The sequence below is a fragment of the Rheinheimera sp. genome (assembly GCF_030690345.1).
Taxonomy (GTDB): Bacteria; Pseudomonadota; Gammaproteobacteria; order Enterobacterales; family Alteromonadaceae; genus Alishewanella.
Genome location: NZ_JAUYGV010000010.1, coordinates 1 through 1,059, shown reverse-complemented (window position 1 = coordinate 1,059; position 1,059 = coordinate 1). Strand labels below are relative to the sequence as shown.

The window sequence follows — 1,059 nt, the reverse complement described above, 5'->3', positions numbered from 1 at the left end:
CCGGTAATGTTGGTATCGCCTCCGCTTGGCGCGATAGTTAAATCGCCTGTCGCATCGGTGGTAAAGGCAGTGTAGTTGTTGGAATCATAAGCCAAGCGCAGTTGTTCGGTTGTTCCTTGAACATGCAAATAGGCGGAAGGGTTGGCAGTATTAACTCCAACTTTTCCTGTTGCCATTACTTGGAAGAATGTAGCTCCTGTTGTAGAAGCAACGGTAAATAATTTTGTAGTGGCTGGCGCTTGAGCAAGAGTGGAAACTGATAAAACCGATTTAGGAGTTGTTGTGCCCATGCCCACGTTTAACGGGAAGTAAACGGCGGTGGATGAAGATCTTTGCGTCATTACTCCGCCGGCAATTACTGATAATTGATCAGCGCCTGAATAACCAAGGCCAGTATTGGTGTCGCTAACAAAAGTATAGGCTGGAGCAATGGCTGTTGGAGTTATATTAGCTATATAAGCGCCGTTAGTATCAGTTGAATTGTATAACGCGCTAGTGGATATGACCCAGTATCCGCCACTAGCGCCGCCAAGACCTAATAAAGCGTTACCACCTGTCATTACATACAAGCTGTCATCGCCGGATTCATAAAAACCGGTATCGCCATCGCCAAAAGCCAAGGAAGGAGTATTAGTTGTGCCCAGTAAAGCGCCCGGACTTACAATAAACTGGGTGGTTTGAGCCGTTCCCCCGTTTTTAACCTGCGCCACTTGAGTACCGCCGGCAGCCAAGCCGAAAATATTGGCGCTAACCGCGTACAAGCCGGTATCGGTATCGCCTACAAAACTGGCGCTGGGCGCGGAAACAGATCCGGCCGCGAATAGAGATTGGCCATTCGCGGTTACTTGGAACAACGTAGCGCCGGTGGTGGAAGCCACAGTAAATAATTTTGTTGTGGCTGCGGCTTGAGCCAAAGTGGAAACGGACAAACGTGATTTAGGAGTGGTGGTGCCCAGCCCGAATAACCCGCCATCGGCAAATGTGCCAACTTCATTATTACCGTCTTTCCAAATTTGAATGTTGCCTGTTCCGCCTTGCCTTACTGTTAACACAGGATTG

At 48.8% G+C, this 1,059-nt stretch carries 1 protein-coding gene; it reads right to left on the bottom strand.

From position 1 onward, the window contains the following. Nucleotides 1-1,059: hypothetical protein (locus Q8O77_RS20040; RefSeq protein WP_305557569.1), on the bottom strand; the 1,059-nt coding region annotated here is incomplete at both ends.